This window comes from Cohnella xylanilytica, from assembly GCF_014212175.1.
GTDB lineage: Bacteria > Bacillota > Bacilli > Paenibacillales > Paenibacillaceae > Cohnella > Cohnella xylanilytica.
In genome coordinates this window covers 1-16,177 of record NZ_JACJVR010000082.1, presented here as the reverse complement: position 1 = coordinate 16,177, position 16,177 = coordinate 1, and the positions used below count along the sequence as shown (strand labels likewise).

The window sequence follows — 16,177 nt, the reverse complement described above, 5'->3', positions numbered from 1 at the left end:
GAAATGAACATCTTGTTTATGGGGCCTCCTGGCGCCGGTAAGGGAACGCAGGCCGAACGGATCGTCGAACAGTTCGGCGTGCCTCATATCTCGACCGGAGATGCATTCCGCCTGGCGATGAAGGAGAACACTCCGCTCGGACAGAAGGCCAAGGAGTACGTGGACCAAGGCCTTCTCGTTCCGGACGAAGTGACGAACGGAATCGTCCGCGACCGGTTGTCCCTGCCCGACTGCGAAGCCGGGTTTCTGCTTGACGGATTCCCGCGCACGCTCGCCCAAGCCGAAGCGCTCGACGCGATGCTCGCGGATATGGGACGCAAGATCGATCACGTTATCAACCTGAAGGTGGACCGCAGCTTGCTGCTCGCCCGCTTGACGGGAAGACGGATTTGCAAATCGTGCGGATCGACCTACCATGTGTTGTTCAATCCGCCGAAGCAAGAGGCTGTATGCGACAAGTGCGGAGGAGAGCTGTACCAGCGCTCCGACGACACGGAAGAGAAAGTCGGAACCCGGCTTGACGAGTATACGAGCAAGACCGCTCCGTTGCTCGAGTATTATGGTAACAAGGGATTGCTCCGGGAAGTGGACGGGGAGAAGGATATCGACGCGGTTACGGCCGAGATCGGTTCCCTCTTGCGAGGGTAATCGCCATGATCGTGATCAAATCCGATTCGGAATTGAACTTGATGCGGGAGGCCGGCCGGATCGTCGCCGAGACGCATCGCCTGATGAAGCAGGCGGTCGCGCCCGGCATTACGACGGCGGAGCTCGATCGTATCGCCGAAGAGTATATCCGGAGCCAAGGCGCCGTTCCTTCTTTCAAAGGCTATAACGGATTCCCGTCCAGCATATGCGCTTCCGTCAACGAGGAGCTCGTTCACGGGTTCCCCGGACCGCGGAAGCTCGTAGAGGGCGACATCATCAGCATCGACATCGGCGCGCAGTATAAAGGTTATCACGGAGACTCGGCTTGGACGTACGGCGTCGGCCGGATCAGCGAAGAGGCCCAGAGGCTGCTGGACGTTACGGAAGCGTCGCTGTATGCCGGCCTCGAGATCATTCGGCCCGACGTTCGTCTGTTCACGGTCTCTCACCGGATCCAGAAGGTTATCGAAGAGGCGGGCTTCTCCGTCGTTCGCGAATACGTCGGTCACGGCGTAGGCGCGGAGCTGCACGAAGAACCGCAGATTCCGAATTACGGCGTTCCCGACCGGGGACCGCGGCTCAAGCCGGGCATGACGCTCGCGATCGAGCCGATGGTCAACGTCGGCGAACGGTACGTCCGGACGCTCTCCGACAACTGGACGGTCGTCACGGTGGACGGCTCCCTGTGCGCGCATTTCGAACATACGATTGCCGTGACCGAAGAAGGGTACGAGATCTTGACCCGAACGGAAGATTAGGTGGATCGCGATGACGGAACACGCCAAGCTGTCGCCCGGGGATATCGTGAGGAACCGGCGTGGCAAAGACGAGGGCCAATTGACGGTCGTCATAGCTCTCGTTGACGAGCGATTCGCGCTCGTGGCCGACGGCGACAAACGCCGATTCGATCGGCCCAAACGCAAAAACGTGCTGCATCTCGAACCGATCGGGATCGTTAACGAGGAAGTCGTAAACAGTCTTCGAGAGACCGGACGCGTGACCAACGGGAAGCTCCGGTTTGCAATCGTTGACGCGATGCGGCGGCTCGAAGCGCATGCTGAAGAGAAAGGAGTTTGACCGTGGCCAAAGAGGATGTCATTGAGGTGGAAGGAACGGTCATCGAACCGCTGCCGAACGCGATGTTCCGGGTGGAACTCGAGAACGGACACCAAATTCTGGCTCACGTCTCCGGCAAGCTGCGGATGCACTTCATCCGCATCCTGACGGGAGACAAAGTGGTTATACAACTGTCGCCTTACGATTTGACGCGGGGCCGTATCACCTACCGCAAATAGCTCGTCCGAACGCCCGCACCACTCGTGACGATCGAACGCGGCGCCGCGCGCGCATACCCAAACGATCGCACATTGAAGGAGGTTATTATCATGAAGGTGAGACCTTCGGTCAAACCGATTTGCGAGAAATGCAAAGTCATTCGCCGCAAAGGCAACGTGATGGTCATCTGCGAAAATCCGAAACATAAACAAAAACAAGGCTAAGAGGAGGTGCTGTAGAGAATGGCACGTATTGCTGGTGTTGACCTTCCCCGCGACAAGCGCGTGGAGATCGCCCTGACGTACATCTTCGGAATCGGCAAAACGACTTCGCAGAAGCTGCTCGCGCAGGCTGACATCAACCCGAACACGCGCGTTCGCGATCTGACCGAAGACGAGCTGGCTCGTATTCGCGACGCGATCGACAAGACCCAGAAGGTCGAAGGCGACCTTCGCCGCGAGATCGCGCTGAACATCAAGCGCCTGATCGAGATCGGCTGCTATCGCGGAGTCCGCCATCGCCGCGGCCTGCCCGTTCGCGGTCAACGCACGAAGACGAACGCCCGCACGCGCAAAGGCCCGCGCCGTACGGTAGCGAACAAGAAGAAGTAATAAGGGGGGATAACGAACATGGCACCAAAAGGCAAGAAAGTCGTCCGCACGAAGCGCCGCGACCGGAAGAACATCGAGTCGGGCGTCGCGCACATTCGTTCGACGTTCAACAATACGATCGTAACGATCACGGACCCGCACGGCAACGCGGTCTCTTGGGCAAGCTCCGGCAACCTCGGGTTCAAGGGCTCCCGCAAGAGCACCCCGTACGCCGCGCAGATGGCCGCCGAGTCCGCAGCCCGCGCCGCGATGGAACACGGCATGCGCGCCGTGGAAGTCATGGTTAAAGGTCCGGGCGCAGGCCGCGAAGCCGCGATCCGTTCCCTGCAAGCCGCAGGTCTTGAAGTCAGCATGATCAAAGACGTTACGCCGATCCCTCACAACGGCTGCCGTCCTCCGAAACGCCGTCGCGTATAACGCCAGCCGCTGTGGTATCAAACAAGAACAACTTGTGAATAATGGTTGTAATGGTTAGGCATACTACATGGTTTACCCTACAGGCTCGCGCCCAGCGAGCGTGACACACAGCACGATTAGGCTTATGTCCGGTCGGGGTAAACCATCGGCAACGTCAGCAACGCAGCGACGTTTTGAAGGAGGGTTATGGTTGTGATTGTGATCGAGAAGCCGAAAATCGAGTCCGTGGAGATCCAGGAAGACAAGAGGTATGGTCGTTTCGTCGTGGAGCCGCTGGAACGCGGCTACGGCATGACGTTGGGCAACTCCCTCCGCCGCATTCTGCTGTCGTCCTTGCCGGGCGCCGCCGTCATCTCGGTGCAGATTGACGGAGTTCTTCACGAGTTCTCTACCGTTCCGGGCGTCATTGAGGATGTAACGGAGATTATCCTCAACCTGAAGCGCCTTTCGCTGAAGATTCATTCCGACGAGGAGAAAGTGCTCGAGATTGATGCGGAAGGCGAAGGCGTCGTGACGGCCGGCGACATTCGGGCGGACAGCGACGTGGAGATCCTGAACCCGGATCTGCACATCGCGACTCTGGCTTCCGGTGCGCGCCTTCACATGCGCATTTTTGCCAGACAGGGACGGGGTTACGTCCCGGCGGATCGCAACAAGAAGGAGGATCAGCCGATCGGGGTCATTCCGGTCGACTCGATCTACACGCCTATTACCCGCGTTAACTATAAAGTCGAAAATACCCGTGTCGGCCAAGTGACCAACTATGACAAGCTCACGCTCGAAGTGTGGACGGACGGAAGTATTCGACCGGAAGAAGCGGTCAGTTTGGGCGCGAAGATCCTGACGGATCACTTGTCGTTGTTCGTCGGATTAACGGACGAAGCCAAGGACACCGAGACGATGAAGGAGAAGGAAGAGGACAAGAAGGAGAAGGTTCTCGAGATGACGATCGAAGAGCTGGATCTCTCCGTCCGTTCCTACAACTGCCTCAAGCGCGCCGGCATCAACACGGTGCAAGAGCTGATCACCAAATCCGAAGAAGACATGATGAAGGTCCGCAACCTGGGCCGCAAGTCTCTGGAGGAAGTGCAGGAGAAGCTCGAGGAGCTCGGACTCGGATTACGTATCGAAGAATAAGCGCAATGAATTAAGCAGCAAGGAGGGAAAACGATGGCTTATCAAAAACTGAGTCGCGATTCCAGCTCCCGGAAGGCGCTCTTCCGCGATCTGGTAACCGACCTGTTCCTGTACGAACGCATCCAAACGACCGAGGCGAAGGCCAAGGAAGTGCGTTCCATCGCCGAGAAGCTGATCACGCTCGCGAAGCGCGGAGATCTGCACGCTCGTCGTCAAGTAGCGGCTTTCGTTCGCCGGGAAACTCTGAACGGCGATCAAGACGCCATCCAGAAGTTGTTCTCCGATTTGGCGCCGCGTTACGCGGAGCGTCCGGGCGGATACACTCGCATCTTGAAGCTTGGGCCTCGTCGCGGCGACTCCGCCCCGATGGTGTTCCTCGAGCTCGTGGATCGCGCGTAAGACCGGAACAAGAAAGGATGGACCGAACTCGTCTTCGGATCATCCTTTTTTTGTGCGGTCGGCGGCGGCCGGGCTTGCCGCATTCGGACGGAGCGGAGGGATCGGAGTCATGCGCAACATCTGCTTGCTCGTCAGCTACGACGGAGCGGATTATTACGGCTTCCAGAGCCAACCCGGAGGCAATACGGTCCAAGACAAGCTGGAGCACGCGATTCTGACGCTGACGGGCGAACGCCTCAAGGTCCACGGCTCCGGCCGCACGGACGCCGGCGTCCACGCCCTCGGCCAGGTCGTTCACTTCCTGACCGGCTCCAGCATCCCGGCCGAACGTTGGGCGCTCGCCTTGAACGCCCGCCTGCCGGACGATATCGTCGTCCGGGCGGCCGTCGAAGTGCCGCCGGAGTTCCACTCGCGGCGCTGCGCCGTCCGCAAGACGTACAAGTACGCGATCACGAGCTGCCGGTTCCCGGACGTGTTCGAGCGGAAGTACGTCTTCCACCATCCGGCTCCGCTTCGATTCGAGGCGATGAAGGAGGGGCTCGTCCACCTGCTGGGCGAGCACGACTTCTCCTCGTTCACGTCTCCGCTCTCGACGAAGCCGCACCACGTGCGGACCGTCTACGAGGCGACACTGAACGTGGAGCCGGGAGGGGACGGATCCATCGCGGACGGTCGCGGCAAGGCGAGCCTGATCATCTCCGGCAACGGCTTCCTGTACAACATGGTGCGGATTATCGCGGGGACGCTTATGCAGGTCGGCGAGGGGAAGCGGAAGCCCGAGGACATCGCGCGCATTCTGGCCGCCAAGGACCGGTCGAAGGCCGGCCCGACGGCCGTTCCCCACGGCCTGACGCTCATGAGCGTGGAGTACGGACCGGAATGGGGAATCGATTGGCGGGCGGCGATGAATCGCAAGCGATAAATGCGGAAATATAGCTTGCATGCCAAGGTATCTTGCTGTACAATAAATTTTGTGCTTTCTTCATGGCTTCCCACGGCCCCGATGAAGAATTCACCCCTTTTCGCTATGTCCGCTTGGCCTTCCATCCCGAAGGTGGCAAGGGTTCTAGACAATCGGACCGGAGCGAACGCATGACCCATGCATCAACGCAAGGAACAGAAGCAACACCCGACCAAGAAGATGAATATGTCGAATGACATACAACGGAATACAGCGATTCAGAAGGAGGAACTTTACATGCGTACAACTTACATGGCGAAGCCGAACGAAGTCGAACGCAAGTGGTACGTCATCGACGCCGCTGGCAAGACCCTCGGCCGTCTGGCTACCGAAGCCGCTGCCCTGATCCGCGGCAAGCACAAGCCGGAATTCACTCCTCACGTCGACACCGGCGACTTCGTCGTCGTCATCAACGCCGAGAAGATCGTTCTGACCGGCAAGAAGCTGCAACAGAAGAAGTACTACACGCACTCCCACTATCCGGGCGGACTCAAGACGACGACGGCCGGCGAGATGATCGCGAACAAGCCGGCTCGCCTGATCGAGCTTGCCGTTTACGGCATGCTTCCGAAGAACAAGCTCGGACATCAGCTTCAGACGAAGCTCAAAGTATACGCTGGTTCGGAACATCCGCACCAAGCCCAACAACCTGAAGTTTACGAACTTCGCGGTTAATCGAGAGGGAGGACCTAACCAATGGCTCAAGCGAATTATATTGGAACAGGCCGCCGGAAGCATTCGGTTGCGCGTGTTCGTCTCGTACCGGGTGAAGGCCAGATTACGATCAACAAACGCGGCATCGACGAATACTTCGGTCTTGACACGCTCAAGCTGATCGTCAAGCAACCGCTCGTCCTGACCGAGACGTCCGGCAAGTACGACGTCATCGTTCTCGCCAACGGCGGCGGCATGTCCGGCCAAGCCGGCGCAATCCGCCACGGCATCTCCCGCGCTCTGCTGAAGGCAGATCCGGAACTGCGCACCACGCTGAAGAGAGCCGGCTTCCTGACCCGCGACCCGCGGATGAAGGAACGGAAGAAGTACGGCCTCAAAGCGGCTCGCCGCGCGCCTCAATTCTCCAAACGCTAATATTGCCGTACATGCCTTCCCGCTGTCGTCCGACGGTCGGGAAGGCATTTTTTGCATAGCGGGATTGCGCTCGTCCCTTCTTCGCATACAATTACCAACGAAAGAATAGCTGAATACATTGTATAATCCGATCAGATAACGTATAATTTTGATGCTAATGGTGTACCTACTTGTCAACAGGGGGTTATTCGGATGAATTTGTTGGAAAAGGAAGCGTTGATCCGCGAGAAAGCGGAGGAATTCGAGAACGCGTCTCCCGAGACGGTCATTCGTTGGGCCGTCGAGACGTTCCCGAACATTACGTTCGCCTGCAGCTTCGGTGCCGAAGACGTCGTCTTGGTCGATATGCTTCAGAAGATAAGCCCGTCAACGGACATCTTCTATCTGGATACGGACTTCCACTTCAAGGAGACGTACGAGACGCGCGACCGCATGGCCGCGAAGTACGGCCTGACCTTCGTCCAGGTGAAGCCGAAGTCGACGCCGGAAGAGCAAGCCGCCGAGCACGGCGACGAGCTGTGGAAGCGCGACCCGAACGCGTGCTGCAACATCCGCAAGGTGGAGCCTCTGACGCGCATTCTCGGCCAATACGAAGCTTGGATCACGGGCATTCGCCGCGATCAGGCGCCGACCCGCGCCAACGCGAAGAAGGTGGAATACGACACGAAGTTCGGCCTCGTGAAGTTCAACCCGCTCGCCAGCTGGACGTCCGAAGACGTATGGAACTACATCCGCGAGAACGACGTTATTTATAATCCGCTGCACGACCAGAACTACCCGAGCATCGGCTGCGAACATTGCACGCGTCCGGTTATGCCGGGCGAAGATCCCCGCGCGGGACGTTGGGCCGGATCCGAGAAGACCGAGTGCGGCTTGCACAAATAATCGCGACAGAGGAGCAACGAGCTTATGAGTACGATTCAGCCGCACGGCGGTACGTTGATTAACCGCGTCGCGGAAGGGCAGGAGCGCGAGGCGCTGCTGGCCGAAGCCGCGAAGCTGGTGCAGATCCCGGTGAACGCCTGGACGATCTCCGACCTCGACCTGATCGGCGTCGGGGCGTTCAGTCCGCTGACGGGCTTCATGAACCAATCCGATTACCAGTCGGTCGTCGATACGATGAGACTCGCGAACGGCCTCGTCTGGAGCATCCCGATTACGCTCGCGGTCACGAACGATCAGGCGTCCTCCCTCGCCGTCGGCGAGAGAGCCGCTCTGGTCGGCGAGCAGGACGGCGTCATCTACGGCGTCATCGACGTCGAGAGCATCTATAAGGTCGATCAGAAGCACGAGGCTCGCCAAGTGTTCAAGACCGACGAGATCGAGCATCCCGGCGTCGCCAAGCTGTACACCAAGCCGGACATCTACGTAGGCGGCTCCGTTCAGGTGCTGAACCGGCCCGTGCCGGAGAAGTTCAACGAATATTACTTCGATCCGGCCGAGACGCGCCGCATCTTCGCCGAGAAGGGCTGGAGAACGGTCGTCGGCTTCCAGACCCGCAACCCGGTTCACCGCGCTCACGAGTACATTCAGAAGTCGGCCATGGAGATCGTCGACGCCCTGTTCCTCAATCCGCTCGTCGGCGAGACGAAGTCGGACGACGTGCCGGCGAACGTCCGGATGAAGAGCTACGTGGCGCTGCTCGAGAACTATTATCCGCAGGATCGCGTCTTCCTCGGCGTCTTCCCGGCCGCTATGCGTTATGCGGGCCCTCGCGAGGCGATCTTCCACGCGATGGTGCGCAAGAACTACGGCTGCACGCACTTCATCGTCGGCCGCGACCATGCCGGCGTAGGCGACTATTACGGCACGTACGAAGCGCAGGACCTGCTCCGCAGCTTCCCGGCCGAAGACCTGGGCATCACCCCGCTGTTCTTCGAGCACAGCTTCTTCTGCACGAAGTGCGGCAACATGGCTTCGAGCAAGACTTGCCCGCACGGCAAGGAAGATCACCTGACGCTGTCCGGCACGAAGGTCCGCGCGATGCTCCGCGACGGGATCTGTCCGCCGCCGGAATTCTCGCGCCCGGAAGTGGCCAAGATTCTGATCGAGGGCATGTCCGAAGCGAGCAAGTCCTACTCGATCTAAACGGTTAACCCCATAAAGCGTAACCTATACGAATATTTGTCCACCCTGTCCCATAAGATGTAGCGTACTTCGCTGGGACGGGGTGGTTTTCTGTGTTCAGGAGAGAGAAGAAGGGCGATCCTCGATCGCGTTCGAATTCGGCGCCGCGCCGCTACCGGCTCGTCGTCTGGGCCACGCCCCGAAGCTGGCTCCGTCTTCTGTCGGTGGCGGTTCTCGCCGTGCTCGCTTGCGTCGTGCTGTTCGCCGACATCCCCGCGACCAAGACGTGGACGTTCTGGACGACGCCGCTGACGGGCAAGGTGATCGCCCTCGACGCCGGTCACGGCGGGGCGGACGGCGGGGCCGTCAGCCGCGAAGGCGTCATCGAGAAGGACATCAACCTGGCGATCGTCCTGTACCTGCGCGATTATCTGCAGCAGGCCGGAGCGCTGGTCGTGCTGACCCGGGAAGGCGATTACGACCTGGCCGGACAAGGCGTCAAAGGCTATTCCAAGCGCAAGACGGAGGATCTGCTGCAGAGAGTGCGGACGATCCGGGAGAAGAAGGCGGACCTGGCGATCAGCATTCATCTGAACAGCGTGCCGTCCGCCCGTTGGTCGGGAGCCCAGACGTTCTATTCGTCCGCCTCTTCGCCGGACAGCGCGCGCCTCGCCGCCGTTATCCAGCGGGAGATCAAGGAGACGCTCGGGAACACGAACCGGACGGCGCTGACGAACGATAAGGTGTATCTTCTCAAGTCGCTGCCGATGCCGACCGCTCTCGTGGAGATCGGCTTCCTGTCCCATCCGGAGGAATCCCGCATGCTCGCCGACGAATCGTACCAGAAGAAGGTGGCGGCTTCGCTGTACCGCGGCGTTCTCCGCTACGTCAGCGGGGAAGACCGGCCCGAGAAGGCGAAGGAGAAGCCGCAGGCCTCGGCCGTATGGTATAATGGATGAATCAACGGATGAATCAACGCAAACGCATCGATAAGCGAGGGCTGGATACGGATGACTACGAGAGAGAACGTATTGGACGCGCTTGGATCGGTGATGGAGCCTACGCTCCGGCAATCGATCGCGGCGCTTGGCTTGGTGCGCGACGTCGTCGTTCGCGAGAACGGCGTCTCGCTCACCGTCGTGCTTCACCCGGACAGCCTGGGGCAGTCCGAAGCCGTGGAGCGGAACGTGACGTTGGCCCTGAAGAACCTGCACTCCGGAACGCCGCACATTCGGATAAGGGCGATGACCGACCATGAGAAGTCGGAAATGCAGGCGAAGCAAGGCGGACAGGCTTCCGCTCCGCAGAGCTCCCAAGGAGCGGCTCCGGTGAAGGGGCATGCCGCCGGTCTGGAGACGAGCCCTCTGCTCGCCCCGGGCAGCAAGACGCAGTTCATCGCGATCGCGAGCGGCAAGGGAGGCGTCGGCAAGTCGACCGTGACGGTCAACCTGGCGGTCGCTCTCGCCCGCAGCGGCAAGCGGGTCGGTCTCATGGATTGCGACATCTACGGCTTCAGCGTGCCCGACATGATGGGCATCGAGGAGCGGCCCGTTCAGGTCGGGGACAAGATCAAGCCGATCGAGCGGTTCGGCGTCAAGGTCATCTCGATGGGCTTCTTCGTCGAAGACAACAGCCCGGTCGTCTGGAGAGGGCCGATGCTCGGCCGGATGCTCCGCAACTTCTTCGCGGAGATCGACTGGGGCGAGCTCGACTACGTGCTGCTCGACCTTCCGCCCGGAACGGGCGACGTCGCCCTGGACGTTCATCAGATTCTCCCGCACAGCAAGGAGATCATCGTGACGACGCCCCACGCGACGGCCGCCTTCGTCGCCGCGAGAGCGGGGGCGATGGCCATCAAGACGAATCACGAAGTGCTCGGCGTCGTCGAGAACATGGCTTGGTACGAGAGCCGATCGACCGGCGAACGGGAATACGTGTTCGGCCGAGGGGGCGGGGGGCTGCTCGCCGAGACGCTTCACGTCGACCTGCTGGCCCAATTCCCGCTGGGCGCCCCGGAGAACCATCCGGCCGAGCCGGACTTCTCCCCGTCCGTGTACAAGGCGGATACGCCGACGGGCCGGGAATATCTCGAGCTCGCCAACAAGGTCATCGAACGCTGCGGCAACTGATCCGCGACGCTAAAAAAACCGGCCTAGGCCGGTTTTTCGCTTTTCTTACTGTCCGCCTTCGCCGCCGCTGCCTCCGTCTCCGCCGCCTTCGCCGCCGCCGCCGCTACCGCCGCCTCCTTGCCCGCCTTGTCCGCCGCCGCCCTGGGACGACTTCTTATTCGGGTTCAGCTCTTCCTTCACGACGCTCTGCAGAAGCTTCATGATCTCGAGCTTGAAGATCGGGTTCTGGATGGCTTCCTGAACGGCGCTCATCATCTGGGTCCGGTATTCGGTCGTCTTCATGGCGTCGAACATGACGGCCTGCATATCCTTGCCCTTCATAACGCTGACCAAATCCTTCTGGTAGCTCGGATCCTTGATCAGTTCCTTCTGAAGCGACTTGTTCTCCTTGCTGATCGCCTTGGCGAAATCCCCGGCGAACTTCGGATCCGTCATAATCTCCATAATAATCTTGTCCGAGTCCGGAGAAGTCAGCACGTTCTTGACGGCGATCCTTACTTGCTCCTGATCGGAAGGAGTCAAAGCTTGCATATGAAGGCTGCTCGCCCCGTACTTGGCGGTGGAAGCCTTCTGGAGCGCTTCCTGCGCCTCGCTCGAACCGAGAATGTCGATGACCATCGACTTCACGTCTTTGTAGCTCATTTGCTCGCCGCCGCCCCCGCCGCCGGACTCGGATCCGCAGGAAGTCAGAAGAACGGCGAGTCCGAGAATGGCGCCAAGCCAAGGCAACCGATAGCGCATAATACCGACCTACTCCCTTCGTGGGTCTTCTGATCAGTAGTATGCGACGCGTACGGGGCGAATATAAGGGGGCATTCATGGCTTTTTGGAACGAACGTGGTAAAATGGAGGAGGACTGACAGAGGAGGAATAACCCTTGAATTTGCGCAAATGGATGACCTTGTTCGGCACCACGATCCTGATGGGGGGAGCGGCCTCGCTGGTTACCGGCATCGCGATGCTTCTCTGCGACTCGTCGTTCCGGGTCGTGAAGACGGGCGACGATTGGCTCTTCAACGTTCTTATGATGGCGCTTGCAGGCCTGACCTTCGGCGCGTTCGCGCACATGGGCTTCTTCGCCTATCTTATGCTGAATTATATCGCGAGAAGCATCTTCAAGCGCCCTTACCTGTGGGTGGCGCTGCAGGGCTTCGTCGCCGTCTTCGTCTTGATCGAGATCGCTTATTGGACTTATGACAGCGACTTCCCGGCCGTTACGTTCTGGGCGGTGCCGGCCGCGCTCGCGGCCGCGTCCGCGGCGGTCTCTTGGTGGAAGGTCAAGGAGACGACCGCCGGGGCGTGGGTGCCGACCTTGTTCTACATGGTCGCGGTCACGACGATCGAAGCGATGCCCGGCTTCCAGTCCGGCAAGATCACTTCGCTCGTGTTCAGCCTCGTTCCGCTGTTCGTCTGCAACGGGTACCAGATCCTGAGGCTGCATCGCATCCTGGAGAAGCCCAAGTCCGCCCCGGTCGCCGCCGGCGCGAACTGAGGCGAACGGAACGGCATCCGGCCTAATGCCTTCTAAGCGAACCGCATCCAGGAGGGCTTGTCTTCCACCGTTTTCCCTTCGGTCTCGGTCTGGCTGAGCATCTGGGACACGGTTACGAACTCGTAGCCTTTGGCTCTTAACTGATCGATAATGGCGGGCAGGGCTTCGTGCGTCTGCTTGCAGGAGTCGCTGGCGTGCAGCAGGATGATGTCGCCGGGATGCGCCTTGTCGACGACGCGGGAGACGATCGCGTTCACGCCCGGGTTCGTCCAATCGAGCGAATCGGTATCCCACTGAATGACCTTGTAGTTCAGGTCTTCCGCGATCCGCAGCACCCGCTTGTCGAAGTCTCCGTTCGGCATCCGGATGAGCTTGGGCTCGCGGCCGGTCACCTCGGTCAGAATGCCGTGAGCCGTGGCGATCTGCCTGCGGATCTCCTCGTCGCTGAACTGGCTGTAATTGTCGTGCTTGTGGCCGTGGCTGCCGATCTCGTAGCCGCCGTCCGCGATCTTCTTCACGAGCTCCGGATGCGTCTTGCTCCATGGAGACGACAGGAAGAAGGTCGCGTTCTTCACGCCCTTGTTCTTCAGGATGTCCAGAATCGGCTCCGCTCTTTTATCCCCCCAACTGATGTCGAAGGTCAGGGCGACGACTTTCCGGTCCGTCGGAACGCTGTAGACGGCCGCCGGCGGATGAGGCGCGAACACGCTGATGTTGTCTCTCTCGGCCCAGACGACCCCCGCGGAGAACAATGCCGCCATCAGTAGAAAAAGAAACCGTTTCATGCTTCGCGCGTTATAAACGAAGAAGTGGTTCATGGGGAGTTCCGCTCCTTTCCATTGGATGAATGGGACTAACCTGGCTTGGTCCCTACCAATGTATGCTTGACCGAGTACAAGTTATTCGCGCCTCGGCGCCAACGGGAGGTACAGATTGTTCACACGTGAAGCCTTGCGGTTGAATTGGAGAAGCGTCCGGCCTTATCTCGTATTCGCCGTTATTCTGTTCTTCGCCAGCGTCGTCGTCGGAGGAGCCTCGCAAGGGCCGGTCGAGTGGCTCGACCAAGTGCTGAGGAACGTCCAGACGATCTCGCGCCAAGCGGCTTCGTCCGACAATCCCGAGCAGGCGCTGTTCACGGCGATTCTGTTCAATAACGTGCGAAGCTCCTTGACGGCGATGTACATGGGAATCATGGCGGGCATCATGCCCATCGTTACCTTGGTCGTCAACGGAATGATGCTCGGGTATATGTTCGGCAACATCGCCGATGCCGGCCACAACGTATGGCCGCTCATCGCCAAGGGGATTCTCCCTCACGGAGTGCTGGAGATCCCGGCGTTCCTGCTCGCCTGCGCGTACGGCGTGAGACTGGGCTTCTCCGTCGTCCGGGGAATCTTCGGCTCCCTGATCGGCCGCACGCAGCCTTGGGCCCGATTCGTCCTGGCGCTCAAGGACACGGTCCCGGGGGCCATTCTGATCGCGGCGCTGCTGCTGATCGCGGCCGGGATCGAGAGCACCGTCACCTACTGGCTGATGACGTAACGATTTTTTTTTTTTGCGAACGAGTCGTTCCTGTCGATCATAAACGTGGCAGAATTGGAGCATAACAGTAAAACGATTCCGGATCGCTCTGACAGAACGGCGGTGCGGGGTACGGTTAAGCCGCTAATCGACAGGAGGGCTTAGGGCATGCGGATGCTCGGAATGATGTTCACGGACAAGGAATGCAAGGAGTTCGACTACATGCTGCGCAAGGAGATGGACGAGATGCTCCTCGACATGAGCGACCGCCGGCTGGACGGTCCCGTCAAGGAGGCGATCTCCAAGCGCTACAAGGTCATCTTCCGGATGTACGCGCGAATCGCTCCGCCGCGGGAGCTGTCGAGATACGCGCTCGGCCTGAAGACGAATCGTTAAGATTAAGCGAAGGAGCGCCCGGCGCCCGACGAAGAGACATCTTCGCCGCGGCGTTTTTTTTCGTTCCCAGAGCATGGCGGACGCGGGAGAGTGATTGGAAGATCGGCGTTGGGGGTAAAGAATGAGGAGACGAATAGGAGGGTGTGCTGAATGAAGCTTGTATTGTTGTCCGGCGGTTCCGGCAAAAGGTTGTGGCCTCTGTCCAACGATGCGAGGTCGAAGCAATTCCTCAGAGTCCTCGCCGGCGAGGACGGGAGCGCGGAGTCGATGGTGGAGCGGGTATGGCGGCAGCTGGATGCCGTCGGCCTCCGGCAGTCGGCCTACGTAGCGACCAACCGTTCGCAGAAGGAGATGATCGCGGGCCAGCTGGGACCGGACGTGCCGGTCATCGTCGAGCCGGAGCGGCGGGATACGTTCCCGGCCATCGCCTTGGCGGCGTCCTATCTCTACTCGGTCGAGAACGAGTCTCTCGACACCGTCGTCTCCGTGATGCCCGTGGATCCCTATGTGGAGACGGAATTTTTCCGTCATGTGACGAAGCTTGAGGGGATTCTGGAGGAGACCGGGGCCCGCTTGGCCTTGATCGGCGTCGTGCCGAGCTTGCCTTCCACCAAGTACGGATACATAGTGCCTTCGGGCTCGGGCGGGTCGGCGAAGGGCGAAGCTCTCGGCGTGGCCCGATTCCGGGAGAAGCCCAGCCGGGAAGCGGCCGAAGCGCTAATCGCCGAAGGAGCCCTCTGGAACTGCGGAGTGTTCGCCTTCCGGCTCGGGTATCTGATGGACCTGCTTCGCGCCAAAGGGTATCCGGTTCAGTACGAGAAGCTGCTGGAGAGCTACGGTCAATTGCCGAAGATCAGCTTCGACTATGAAGTCGTGGAGCGGGAGGCGCAAGTGGTCGTCCTGCCTTACGACGGATATTGGAAGGACCTCGGCACCTGGAATACGTTGACCGAGGAGCTCGGCGGAACGACGATCGGCAGAGGCATCGTCACGGACGATTCCGCGAATACGCACCTGATCAACGAGCTGGATATCCCCGTCACGGTGATCGGTACCAACGACCTCGTCGTGGCGGCCAGTCCGGACGGCATTCTCGTCACGACCAAGGAAGCCAGTCCCCGGATCAAGGATATCCTTGGCGGCAGCTCTCCGCGTCCGATGTACGAAGAGCGGAGATGGGGCCACTACAAGGTCGTCGATTACGTGAAGTATCCCGAAGGCTACGAGGTGCTGACGAAGCGGATCCACATTCGGGCGGGCAGCCATATCAGCTATCAGCTGCATCGGCAAAGAAGCGAAGTCTGGACCGTCATCAACGGCGCGGCGGACATCGTCCTGAACGAGAGGCCGTACCAAGTCAAAAGCGGGGACGTCGTACGAATCCCGGAAGGGACGCGGCACAGCATCCGGGGAATTACGGACGTGGAGCTGATCGAGGTCCAGACGGGCACGGAGCTCATCGAGGAAGACATCGTCCGGATCTGCTCGGGTTGGAACGAGATTCCGATTCATCAAATGATCGGGTAACGAGACGGCAGGCGCGAGACGAACTTGCCCATGCCGCCCCGAATTCGCCGATCCCCTCCGGTACCGCCGGAGCGGGAAGGCGGACGCGGGGCGGTTCGTCATGAAATCGGGTTAATCGTTGAAAAAACGCTTGACTCGATATAGGCCGATATGATAAAGTAACTTTCGCCCCTGATACAGAGCGGGCACGGCGAACGAATCGCGCAGGCGATGAGGAGATTCAAGAAATTACCTGTTGCAATGAGTAAGCTGAATGTGGTATATTATAAAAGTCGCCGCTGAAACGGCAGACGATGTAAGACGAACGAACTTGTTCCTTGAAAACTGAACATCGAGTGTAATCGTGCAATACCAGCAATGAATTGAGCCTTCAAGGCTCTCTGATAAGGTTTCACCTTTATGGAGAGTTTGATCCTGGCTCAGGACGAACGCTGGCGGCGTGCCTAATACATGCAAGTCGAGCGGATCTTCAAGGGAGCTTGCTCCCGAGAAGGTTAGCGGCGGACGG

Annotated in this window: 22 protein-coding genes and 1 rRNA gene; 21 read left to right on the top strand and 2 right to left on the bottom strand. The window is 59.7% G+C overall.

Going from position 1 to position 16,177, the window contains the following annotated elements:
* Positions 1 to 3: 3 nt before the first annotated feature.
* The 16 genes from H7B90_RS21400 to salA all read left to right on the top strand — a co-directional run bounded on the left by H7B90_RS21400 (position 4) and on the right by salA (position 10,733).
* Entirely contained in the window at positions 4 to 648 is a 645-nt protein-coding gene (locus H7B90_RS21400) for an adenylate kinase (RefSeq protein WP_185137940.1), read from the top strand.
* Between the two features lie 5 nt (positions 649 to 653).
* Positions 654 to 1,406, top strand: coding sequence for a type I methionyl aminopeptidase (map, locus tag H7B90_RS21395; protein ID WP_185137939.1), 753 nt, complete (start codon positions 654 to 656; stop codon positions 1,404 to 1,406).
* A gap of 10 nt (positions 1,407 to 1,416) precedes the next feature.
* The gene (locus H7B90_RS21390; RefSeq protein WP_185137938.1) at positions 1,417 to 1,725 is read left to right on the top strand and encodes a KOW domain-containing RNA-binding protein; all 309 of its coding nucleotides are present in this window, start codon (positions 1,417 to 1,419) and stop codon (positions 1,723 to 1,725) included.
* 2 nt (positions 1,726 to 1,727) lie between these two features.
* The gene (infA, locus tag H7B90_RS21385) at positions 1,728 to 1,943 is read left to right on the top strand and encodes a translation initiation factor IF-1 (protein ID WP_015253312.1); all 216 of its coding nucleotides are present in this window, start codon (positions 1,728 to 1,730) and stop codon (positions 1,941 to 1,943) included.
* A 90-nt stretch (positions 1,944 to 2,033) separates the two neighbouring features.
* Positions 2,034 to 2,147 (top strand): 50S ribosomal protein L36, encoded by a 114-nt coding sequence (rpmJ, locus tag H7B90_RS21380; protein ID WP_003333770.1) that lies wholly within the window; start codon positions 2,034 to 2,036, stop codon positions 2,145 to 2,147.
* A gap of 18 nt (positions 2,148 to 2,165) precedes the next feature.
* Positions 2,166 to 2,534 (top strand): 30S ribosomal protein S13, encoded by a 369-nt coding sequence (gene rpsM / locus H7B90_RS21375; RefSeq protein WP_185137937.1) that lies wholly within the window; start codon positions 2,166 to 2,168, stop codon positions 2,532 to 2,534.
* Positions 2,535 to 2,552: 18 nt separating this feature from the next.
* Positions 2,553 to 2,951, top strand: a complete 399-nt coding sequence (gene rpsK / locus H7B90_RS21370; RefSeq protein WP_185137936.1) for a 30S ribosomal protein S11 — start codon at positions 2,553 to 2,555, stop codon at positions 2,949 to 2,951.
* A gap of 192 nt (positions 2,952 to 3,143) precedes the next feature.
* Positions 3,144 to 4,088, top strand: coding sequence for a DNA-directed RNA polymerase subunit alpha (locus H7B90_RS21365; protein WP_185137935.1), 945 nt, complete (start codon positions 3,144 to 3,146; stop codon positions 4,086 to 4,088).
* A gap of 33 nt (positions 4,089 to 4,121) precedes the next feature.
* A complete protein-coding gene (gene rplQ / locus H7B90_RS21360) occupies positions 4,122 to 4,487 on the top strand; it encodes a 50S ribosomal protein L17 (RefSeq protein ID WP_185137934.1) in 366 nt (121 codons plus the stop codon).
* 109 nt (positions 4,488 to 4,596) lie between these two features.
* Positions 4,597 to 5,409 carry a tRNA pseudouridine(38-40) synthase TruA gene (truA, locus tag H7B90_RS21355; protein ID WP_185137933.1) on the top strand — a complete coding sequence of 271 codons (813 nt, stop codon included), beginning with the start codon at positions 4,597 to 4,599 and terminating at the stop codon, positions 5,407 to 5,409.
* 276 nt (positions 5,410 to 5,685) lie between these two features.
* A complete protein-coding gene (gene rplM, locus H7B90_RS21350) occupies positions 5,686 to 6,123 on the top strand; it encodes a 50S ribosomal protein L13 (RefSeq protein WP_185137932.1) in 438 nt (145 codons plus the stop codon).
* A gap of 21 nt (positions 6,124 to 6,144) precedes the next feature.
* Complete coding sequence (rpsI, locus tag H7B90_RS21345) at positions 6,145 to 6,537, top strand: 30S ribosomal protein S9 (protein WP_185137931.1); 393 nt, start codon at positions 6,145 to 6,147, stop codon at positions 6,535 to 6,537.
* Positions 6,538 to 6,729: 192 nt separating this feature from the next.
* Entirely contained in the window at positions 6,730 to 7,422 is a 693-nt protein-coding gene (locus H7B90_RS21340) for a phosphoadenylyl-sulfate reductase (RefSeq protein ID WP_185137930.1), read from the top strand.
* A gap of 24 nt (positions 7,423 to 7,446) precedes the next feature.
* A complete protein-coding gene (gene sat / locus H7B90_RS21335; RefSeq protein ID WP_185137929.1) occupies positions 7,447 to 8,625 on the top strand; it encodes a sulfate adenylyltransferase in 1,179 nt (392 codons plus the stop codon).
* Between the two features lie 92 nt (positions 8,626 to 8,717).
* Positions 8,718 to 9,563 carry an N-acetylmuramoyl-L-alanine amidase CwlD gene (gene cwlD / locus H7B90_RS21330; protein ID WP_185137928.1) on the top strand — a complete coding sequence of 282 codons (846 nt, stop codon included), beginning with the start codon at positions 8,718 to 8,720 and terminating at the stop codon, positions 9,561 to 9,563.
* A gap of 51 nt (positions 9,564 to 9,614) precedes the next feature.
* Positions 9,615 to 10,733, top strand: a complete 1,119-nt coding sequence (salA, locus tag H7B90_RS21325; protein ID WP_185137927.1) for an iron-sulfur carrier protein/transcriptional regulator SalA — start codon at positions 9,615 to 9,617, stop codon at positions 10,731 to 10,733.
* 45 nt (positions 10,734 to 10,778) lie between these two features.
* On the opposite strand, the gene gerD is transcribed toward salA, so the two are convergent.
* Positions 10,779 to 11,474, bottom strand: coding sequence for a spore germination lipoprotein GerD (gene gerD / locus H7B90_RS21320; RefSeq protein WP_185137926.1), 696 nt, complete (start codon positions 11,472 to 11,474; stop codon positions 10,779 to 10,781).
* A 136-nt stretch (positions 11,475 to 11,610) separates the two neighbouring features.
* Here gerD and H7B90_RS21315 point away from each other — a divergent pair, with 136 nt between their 5' ends.
* A complete protein-coding gene (locus H7B90_RS21315; protein WP_185137925.1) occupies positions 11,611 to 12,225 on the top strand; it encodes a KinB-signaling pathway activation protein in 615 nt (204 codons plus the stop codon).
* 32 nt (positions 12,226 to 12,257) lie between these two features.
* On the opposite strand, the gene pdaB is transcribed toward H7B90_RS21315, so the two are convergent.
* Positions 12,258 to 13,043, bottom strand: a complete 786-nt coding sequence (gene pdaB / locus H7B90_RS21310; protein ID WP_185137924.1) for a polysaccharide deacetylase family sporulation protein PdaB — start codon at positions 13,041 to 13,043, stop codon at positions 12,258 to 12,260.
* 115 nt (positions 13,044 to 13,158) lie between these two features.
* On the opposite strand from pdaB, the gene H7B90_RS21305 reads away from it, so the two are divergent.
* The 4 genes from H7B90_RS21305 to H7B90_RS21290 form a co-directional block, all read left to right on the top strand.
* Complete coding sequence (locus H7B90_RS21305; RefSeq protein ID WP_185137923.1) at positions 13,159 to 13,767, top strand: stage II sporulation protein M; 609 nt, start codon at positions 13,159 to 13,161, stop codon at positions 13,765 to 13,767.
* Positions 13,768 to 13,920: 153 nt separating this feature from the next.
* Positions 13,921 to 14,142 carry a hypothetical protein gene (locus H7B90_RS21300; protein ID WP_185137977.1) on the top strand — a complete coding sequence of 74 codons (222 nt, stop codon included), beginning with the start codon at positions 13,921 to 13,923 and terminating at the stop codon, positions 14,140 to 14,142.
* Between the two features lie 150 nt (positions 14,143 to 14,292).
* On the top strand, positions 14,293 to 15,669 hold the full coding sequence (locus tag H7B90_RS21295; protein WP_185137922.1) for a sugar phosphate nucleotidyltransferase: 1,377 nt from the start codon (positions 14,293 to 14,295) through the stop codon (positions 15,667 to 15,669).
* Between the two features lie 396 nt (positions 15,670 to 16,065).
* Positions 16,066 to 16,177 (top strand): 16S ribosomal RNA (locus H7B90_RS21290); the annotation flags it as partial.